Source organism: Longimicrobium sp., from assembly GCF_048594345.1.
In the GTDB taxonomy this organism is placed as follows: Bacteria; Gemmatimonadota; Gemmatimonadetes; order Longimicrobiales; family Longimicrobiaceae; genus Longimicrobium.
In genome coordinates this window covers 1-7,666 of the sequence record NZ_JBMDXM010000228.1, presented here as the reverse complement: position 1 = coordinate 7,666, position 7,666 = coordinate 1, and the positions used below count along the sequence as shown (strand labels likewise).

General features: G+C 69.9%; 5 protein-coding genes. 4 read left to right on the top strand and 1 reads right to left on the bottom strand.

The features are described 5' to 3' along the window. The first annotated feature begins 403 nt into the window (after positions 1-403). Both ACOJUJ_RS24090 and fabF read left to right on the top strand, forming a co-directional pair. Positions 404-877, top strand: coding sequence for an SRPBCC family protein (locus tag ACOJUJ_RS24090; protein ID WP_420129473.1), 474 nt, complete (start codon positions 404-406; stop codon positions 875-877). A 117-nt stretch (positions 878-994) separates the two neighbouring features. Next, positions 995-2,266, top strand: a complete 1,272-nt coding sequence (gene fabF, locus ACOJUJ_RS24085) for a beta-ketoacyl-ACP synthase II (protein ID WP_420129472.1) — start codon at positions 995-997, stop codon at positions 2,264-2,266. 178 nt (positions 2,267-2,444) lie between these two features. On the opposite strand, the gene ACOJUJ_RS24080 is transcribed toward fabF, so the two are convergent. Beyond that, the gene (locus tag ACOJUJ_RS24080) at positions 2,445-2,675 is read right to left on the bottom strand and encodes a hypothetical protein (protein WP_420129471.1); all 231 of its coding nucleotides are present in this window, start codon (positions 2,673-2,675) and stop codon (positions 2,445-2,447) included. A 228-nt stretch (positions 2,676-2,903) separates the two neighbouring features. Between ACOJUJ_RS24080 and ACOJUJ_RS24075 the strand changes: the two genes are divergently transcribed. After that, positions 2,904-4,880: a M1 family metallopeptidase gene (locus ACOJUJ_RS24075; RefSeq protein WP_420129470.1), complete on the top strand. Its 1,977-nt coding sequence runs from the start codon at positions 2,904-2,906 to the stop codon at positions 4,878-4,880. 241 nt (positions 4,881-5,121) lie between these two features. Then, the gene (locus ACOJUJ_RS24070; protein ID WP_420129469.1) at positions 5,122-7,515 is read left to right on the top strand and encodes a penicillin acylase family protein; all 2,394 of its coding nucleotides are present in this window, start codon (positions 5,122-5,124) and stop codon (positions 7,513-7,515) included. The last annotated feature ends 151 nt before the right edge of the window (positions 7,516-7,666 follow it).

Genomic DNA, 7,666 nt, shown 5'->3' with positions numbered 1-7,666 from the left:
CGTGCTCAGATGCCCTTCTACGCGGATACGGCGGCTCATGCGCTCGCTCCTGAGGAGGGTAGTAGCAAGCACTGCTCCCACACTTCTCAATGTAAACGGCGCACTCCAGAATACCTAATCTTTTTCCGGATTTGGTATGAGGGTGTGAGGGTGTGAGGGTGTGAGGGTAATCGCGAAGGCCCGCTTCCGCAGTTGGAGGCGGGCCTTTCTTTCCCTTCATCACTGAGCGCGTCATTCCGAGGCCCGCCGACGCCGGACCATCCTGTCGCGCCGATGCGCGGCTTCAGGCGCTCCAGCAGGCGGCTCGCGACCGGTCCTGTGACCGCGGGGCCGTTGCCTCGGCGGAGGCATCTCTCTACAATCCCTGCACAAGCGTCCGTGCACCAGCGCCGGAGGAGAGCCGTTGTACACGGTAGATGAGATCGTCATGCGCGCGCCGGTGGAGGCGTGCTTTCAGGCGGGGGCGGACGTGGAGCGCTGGCCCGAGCGGCTGCCGCACTACCGCTGGGTGCGCTTTCAGCGCAAGGACGGCTTTGGCACCGGGCTGGTGGAGATGGCGGCCCGGCGATCGTTCGGGCCGCTGCAGTATCCCGTCTGGTGGGTTTCGGAGATGCACGTCGACACGGCGCGGCCGGCGGTCATCTATCGGCACGTGGACGGCATCACCACGGGAATGGACGTGGAGTGGACGTTCCAGGACCGCGGCGACGGCACCACGCACGTCCGCATCGTGCACGACTGGAAGCAGGGGCCGCGCTGGCCGCTTCCCGGCGTGGGGCGGCGGGCGATCGGGGACGTGGTGATCGGTCCCGTCTTTATCCACCACGTGGCGGGCCGCACCCTGGCCGGCATCAAAAGGCACGTGGAGAACGGCTGACGCGCACCTCCGCCGCGCTGGGGTGTACAGGGCGGCGGTCTAACCGGCAGACAGGCGCGGGAGCGGCGCAGCCCCCTCCCGCGCTCCGTTTTTCTGATGATCAGGACGAGCAGGTTCATGACGGATACCAGCCACCACGGCGGCCCCGCGCCGCTTCGCCGCGTCGCCATCACGGGCATCGGGTGCGTTACGCCCATCGGCACCGGCGTGGAAGCGCTCTGGGACGGGCTGCGGCGCCGCGAGTCGGCGGTGCGGCGGATCGACCGCTTTGATCCGTCGCCGTTCCGCACGCACATCGCCGCGCAGGTGGACGGCTTTGAGCCCACGGACTTCATGGACCGCAACCGCGCGCGCCGCACCGAACGGTACGCGCAGTTCTCCATCGCCTCCGCGCGGCTGGCGCTGGAAGACGCCAGGCTGGACCCCGCGTCGGTGGACCCGGACCGCACGGGCGTGCTGCTGGGCAGCGCGCTGGGCGGCGTGGCGTACGGCGAAAACCAGTTCACCAGCTACGTGCACAAGGGCGTTCGCGGCGTGGACCCCATGCTGGCGCTGGCCGTGTTCAACGGTGCGTCCAGCTGCAACGTGGCCATCGAGTTCGGCTTTACCGGCCCCAACTCGACGAACGGGATGAGCTGCGCGTCGGGCGCCATCGCGGTGGGCGACGCCTGGCGCGCCATCCGCCTGGGCGACGCCGACGTCGTGCTGGCGGGCGGGGTAGAGACGCCGCTGGCGCCGCTGTGCTTTGGCGCGTTCGCCATCATCCGCGCCATGAGCACCCGCAACGACGACCCCGCCACCGCCTCGCGCCCCTTCGACCGTGAGCGCGACGGCTTTGTGATGGGCGAGGGCGCGGCCATCCTGGTGATGGAGGAGATGGAGCACGCCCGGGCCCGCGGCGCGCGCATCTACGCCGAGGTGCTGGGCTACGGCACCAGCAACGACGCACACCACATGACCGCGCCGCGCCCCGACGGCGCCCAGGCCGGCCGCGCCATGCGCACGGCGATGAGCACCGCCGGGCTGCGGCCGCAGGACGTGGACGTGATCAACGCGCACGCCTCGTCCACGCCGCTCAACGACAGCACCGAAAGCCAGACCATCCGCCGCGTGTTCGGCGAGCATACCGACGCGCTCAAGGTGAGCGGCACCAAGGGCTACCACGCGCACTGCCTGGGCGCCACCGGCGCCATCGAGGCGGCCATCAGCGCGCTCACCATCCAGCGCGGCTGGGTGCCGCCCACGCTGAACCTGGAATCCCCCGGCGACGAGTGCGACCTGCCGTACGTGACGGGTGAAGGGCTGGAGATGCCGGTGCGGCGCATCGTTTCGAACAGCTTCGGGTTCGGCGGGATCAACGCGGCGCTGGCTTTCGGCGCGGTGGAGTGAACTGCAGGGAATAGGGAATAGGGAATAGGGAATGGGGAATAGGGAACAGCCTGCAACTGCTCGCGCGGTTGCAGGCTGTTTTGCGTCGGAGGGGAACTGGTGTCAGCAGAGGCAGGAGGTCACGGGCTCGGCCGCGCAGTCCGCGCACTTCGACGCGCACCCTGGATCAGCCGATCCGTCACTCCCCGCACAGAAGAGGGCACCCGCTGTAGCAGCTGGGAGAAGCGCAGGTGTCCCATGCGCCGCAGGTCTCGACGTCTGCGCACGTGTTGACCTGCTTGTCGCACGTGATGCCGGTGCCGCACCGGGGGGAGTAATGCCCCTGGACCGTTCCACGCCCGGCGGATACCTCGGTGATCTCGAACGACTCCACCTTCAGCTCCGCCAGTTCCAGGTGCAGCTTCTTCATGGTCTTTCCCTCTATCAACGGAAAAAGGCGCTCCCGCGGCCCATGCCGGCGGAAGCGATGGACGCAATCCTATAGATGCGCGAAAGGACGCTTTCGCGGAAGAGGAATGTCTCCACGGCTCCCCGCCGTCCATCCCGCGCCCTCCGCGCCTCGCCCCGGCTTGCTTGCGCCGTTCCACGCGTGGGCTCCAGATTGCGCGGCAACACCTGACTCCGGAGAGCACATTCAATGATCACGCGCTGGTTCACCGCGTTCACCACCGCCGCGCTGCTGGCGGGATGCGGCACATCGCCGTCGACGGGCCCCGCGCCCATGCAGGGGCCCGCGCGCCTGGAGCGGCCCATCCCCTATCCCGTCACGCCGCCCGCGGAGTACCAGCGCGCGGTGGCCAGCGGCACGCGCACGGCCACCGGCGCGCCGGGCGCGCGCTACTGGCAGAACCGCGCGGACTACCAGATCCGCACGCGCGTGATCCCCGACCAGAAGCGGCTGGAAGGGAGCGAGACCATCACCTACACCAACAACTCGCCCAACCCGCTGGCGCAGCTGCACGTGGACCTTACGCTCAACCAGAACGCGCCCGGCGTGGTGCGCAACGAGCCGGCGGAGGTCACCGGCGGGGTTGAGGTGACGCGCGTGGCGCTGGACGGGCAGGCGGTGGCGCAGGGCGGCCGCGAGGGCGCGCGCTACGCCATCAACGGCACGCGGATGGTCATCGTCCCCAGCGCGCCGGTCGCGCCGGGGGCCACGGTGCGCATCGGGGTGGACTGGGCGTTCAAGGTGCCGCAGGCCGGCGGCAGCGGGCGGATGGGGTACAGCGAGGAGAACCTGTTCTTCTTCGCCTACTTCTACCCCGCCATGGCCGTGTACGACGACGTGGTGGGGTGGCACCCCGACCCGTTCCGCGGCACCGGCGAGTTCTACGCGGACTTTGGCAGCTACGACGTGACGTTCGAGGCGCCTGCGCAGTGGATCGTATTTGGCACCGGCGCGCTGCAGAACGCGGAGCAGGCGCTGGCCCCCGCCATCCTGCAGCGCTACCGCCAGGGGGTGGAGAGCGACCAGGTGGTGCACGTGGTAACCCCCGCGGACTTTGAGCGGGTGACCACGGCGGGGCAGAACGGGATGGTGACGTGGCGGTTTCGCGCCGACAGCGTGCGCGACGTGGCGTACAGCGTCACGCGCGCCAGCAACTGGGACGCGCGCCGCACCGCCGTGGGTGACCGCAACGGCGACGGGCGCACCGACCACACCGCCATCCACGCCTTCTGGCGCCCCAACGCCCCACGCTGGGCCGGCGCGGCGGACATGGAGGCGCACGCCATCACCTTCCTGTCGGAGTTCACGGGCATTCCCTACCCGTGGCCGCACATGACGTCGGTGGAGGCCGAGGACATCATCAGCGGCGGGATGGAGTACCCGATGATGACCATCATCAGCTCCTTTACGCGCTCCAGCGACCAGGGGCTGTACGGCACCACCGCGCACGAGCTGGCGCACATGTGGGTGCCGATGATCGTGAGCGTGGACGAGCGGCGCTACGCGTGGATGGACGAGGGGATGACCACGTACCACGAGGCGCAGGCGCGCAAGGACACCTTTCCCACCAGCACGGGCGAGATCGAGGACCGCGAGTCGTACCTGGGGCTGGCGCGCACCGGCGGCGAGGGCGAGATCATGCGCCGCAGCGACTTTCACTACACGGGGGCGGCGTACGGCGTGGCGTCTTATCCCAAGCCGTCCACCAACTTCGTTTCGCTGCGCGGCATTCTGGGCGAGGCCACGTTCAACCGCGCGTGGCGCACCTTTCTGCAACGCTGGGCGTGGAAGCACCCCTACCCGTGGGATTTCTTCAACACGGTCGAAGAGGTGGCGGGCGAGGACCTGGACTGGTTCTGGCGCACCTGGTTCTACGAAACGTGGACGCTGGACCAGGCCGTCGGCAGCGTGGCCGAAGGCGCCGGGGGCGCGACGATCGTGATCGAGGACCGCGGCCTGGCGCCCATGCCCGCGCGCGTGACCATTACCCGCGAGAACGGCGAGACGCAGATGATCGAGGTGCCGGTGGAAACGTGGCTGGAAGGCCGCCGCACCGCCACGCTCACCCTTCCACGCCACGCCTCGCCCGTGATCCGGGTGGAGATCGACGCGGAGAACGCGTTCCCGGACATCCAGCGCGACAACAACGTGTGGGCGCGGCAGTGAGGTGAACGGGTGAAGGGGGACGAGGCGCTACGGACGGGCCCTCTTCCCCGACCGGCCTTTTGCTCGTTCCTCGCACGGCGGTCGCCGCGAGCCGCGAGGAACGAGCGGCGAAGTCGGCGGGGGAGAGGGCCCGTCGGACACGCGTCGTGCCCTCCACTGCTTGACCGCACCCGGCCGCAGCACGCATTCTCACGCATCATCCCAATCCGCCGTCTACGTCCCACCCGTCCAGAAGCTCCCGATGCTCAAGAAGCTGCTCTACGTCCTCGCGGGCGTGCTCGCGCTGGTGCTCGCTGCGCTCATCGGCGGGCGCGTGTGGCTGGGAAGGTCTACGCCGGACCCCACGCGCGGCGCGGCGATGACGGGGCTGCACGCGCCGGTTGACGTGTGGCGCGACTCGCTGGGCGTGCCGCACGTGTGGGCCAGGGACGAGGAGGACCTGTTCCGCGCCGTGGGCTACGTGCACGCGCAGGACCGCCTCTTTCAGATGGAGATGTTCCGGCGCGTGGCGGACGGGCGGCTGGCGGAGATCCTGGGCGCGGACCTGGCGGATACGGACAAGTTCCTGCGCACCGTCGGGATGGGGCGCAGCGCGGCGGAGAACGAGGCGCGGCTGGCGCCGGAGCACCGGCGCATGCTGCAGGCGTACGCGGACGGCGTGAACGCGTGGATGCGCACCCACGGCGGCCCGCTGCCGCCGGAGTTCGTCACCCTGCGCTTCAAGCCCGAGCCGTGGACCGTCCGCAACACGCTTTCCATCGCCAAGATCATGGCGTGGGACCTGGCGGACTTTGACCTGGGGCTCAACCTGCAGCGCGCCGTCGACAAGGTGGGCGCGGAGCGGGGGCGCGAGCTGTTTCCCTTCTATCCCGAGAACGGCACCACCATCCTGGGCGCCGACGCGCAGTGGCAGGGCCGCGGCACCGCACAACCTCGCGTTCCCGCCACCGTCCCCGCCCCGCGCGTCAGCGGCCGCGTCCCCCTGCCGGACGTGCCGCCGCTCGCGCTGGAGCTGCTGGAATCCGTCTCCGCCTCCCACGCCTCCAACTCCTGGGTCATCGGCGGGTCGCGCACGAAGTCGGGAAAGCCGATCCTCGCCAACGACATGCACCTGGCGCTGCGCGCGCCGGCCATCTGGTACCTGGCCGCCCTGCACGGCGGCGGCTTCAACGTGGCGGGGATGACGCTCCCCGGCGTTCCCGTCGTGGTCGCCGGGCACAGCGAGCGGGTGGCGTGGGGCTACACGAATGCGATGGTGGATGACGTCGACTTCTTCGTGGAGCAGGTGGATTCCGCGAATCCCAACCGCTACCGCACGCCGGACGGATGGGCGGAGATGACGGTCCGCCCCGAGACGATCCGGATCAAGGGCGGCGACAGCATCGTCCACAACGTGCGCACCACGCGCCACGGCCCCGTGATCTCCGACGCGGACGAGCGCGGCGGCGACCGCGTGCTGTCGATGCAGTGGACGGCGTACGAGCCGTCGACCGAGGTGGTGGCGCTGCTGGGGATGAACACGGCGCGCAACGCGGACGAGTTTACCACCGCCCTGCGCGGCTTCAACAACCCGCACCAGAACGTGATCTTCGCCGATCGCGACGGGCGCTTCGGGTACTGGATGGGCGGCCGCGTCCCGATCCGCCGCGGCGGCGACGGCGTGCTGCCGCAGCCCGGGTGGACGGGCGAGGCGGACTGGACGGGGTTCCTGGGCTTCGACCAGCATCCGCACGTCCTGGATCCCGCGGACGGCTTTGTGGTCACGGCCAACAACCGGCAGGTGGGGCCCGCGTATCCGCACCACATTACCGCCAACTGGGCCGAGCCGTGGCGCGCCATGCGCATCCGCCAGCTGGTAGAGGCGGGCCAGGGGCTGACGGCGGCGGACGTGGCGCGCCAGCAGATTGACGTGCGCGACGTCTTTGCGCTGCGCCACCTGCCCCGTGCCGTGCAGGCGGCGGAGCGCGCCCAGCTGCCCGACGCCGCCCGCGAGCTGCGGGCATGGAACGGCGAGGCGCGGGTGGATTCTCGCGGCGCGGCGCTCTTCTACGCCTGGTTCGACGAACTGCGCACCCGCGTGGGGAACGACGAGTTTGGCGGCGAGAACGTGTACTTTCCGCGCACCTCGCTGGACCGCATCCTGGAGCAGGGCGGCGGCGCGTGGGTGGACGACGTGACGACGGCGGGCAAGACGGAGACGCTGGACGAGCTGGCGGCGGAGGCCATGCGCACCGCCGCGCAGGCCGTGGGCACCCAGACGTGGGGCGCGCTGCACCAGACGCAGATCGGCCATCCGATGGGCGTGGTGAGCGTGCTGGACCGTGCGCTCAAGCTCAACATCGGCCCGTTCCCCAACGGCGGATCGTACTACACGGTGAACGTGAGCGGATGGAGCGCCCGCAAGCCGCCGTTCACCAACACGTACGGAAGCAGCCAGCGCCACGTGGTCGACATGGCGGATCCGGACGGATCCGGCGGCTTCGTCATCCCCACCGGGCAGAGCGGCATCCCGTTCTCCCCGCACTACCGCGACCAGACGCCGCTGTGGCGCGAAGGGCGCCTGTGGCTCATCCCGCTGGACCGCGGCAAGGCCGAGCGCCGCGCCGTCAGCCGGATGACGCTGCGGCCGGAGTAGAAGTGCGAGAGTGCGTAAGTGCGAGAGTGCGAGAGTGCGAGAGTGCGCGGATCGGAATGAGCGGATAAATCCGCTGCTGGGAAAGCGATAAGCCCCGTCCCGGGGGGGGGTGCGGGCCGGCGGGGCGGGGGGTGGACCACATATTATCCGT

Coding starts and splice junctions, on each gene's coding strand:
- fabF (WP_420129472.1), top strand. CDS start 995: ATGACGGATACCAGCCACCACGGCGGCCCCGCGCCGCTTCGCCGCGTC.
- ACOJUJ_RS24080 (WP_420129471.1), bottom strand. CDS start 2,675: ATGAAGAAGCTGCACCTGGAACTGGCGGAGCTGAAGGTGGAGTCGTTC.
- ACOJUJ_RS24075 (WP_420129470.1), top strand. CDS start 2,904: ATGATCACGCGCTGGTTCACCGCGTTCACCACCGCCGCGCTGCTGGCG.
- ACOJUJ_RS24070 (WP_420129469.1), top strand. CDS start 5,122: ATGCTCAAGAAGCTGCTCTACGTCCTCGCGGGCGTGCTCGCGCTGGTG.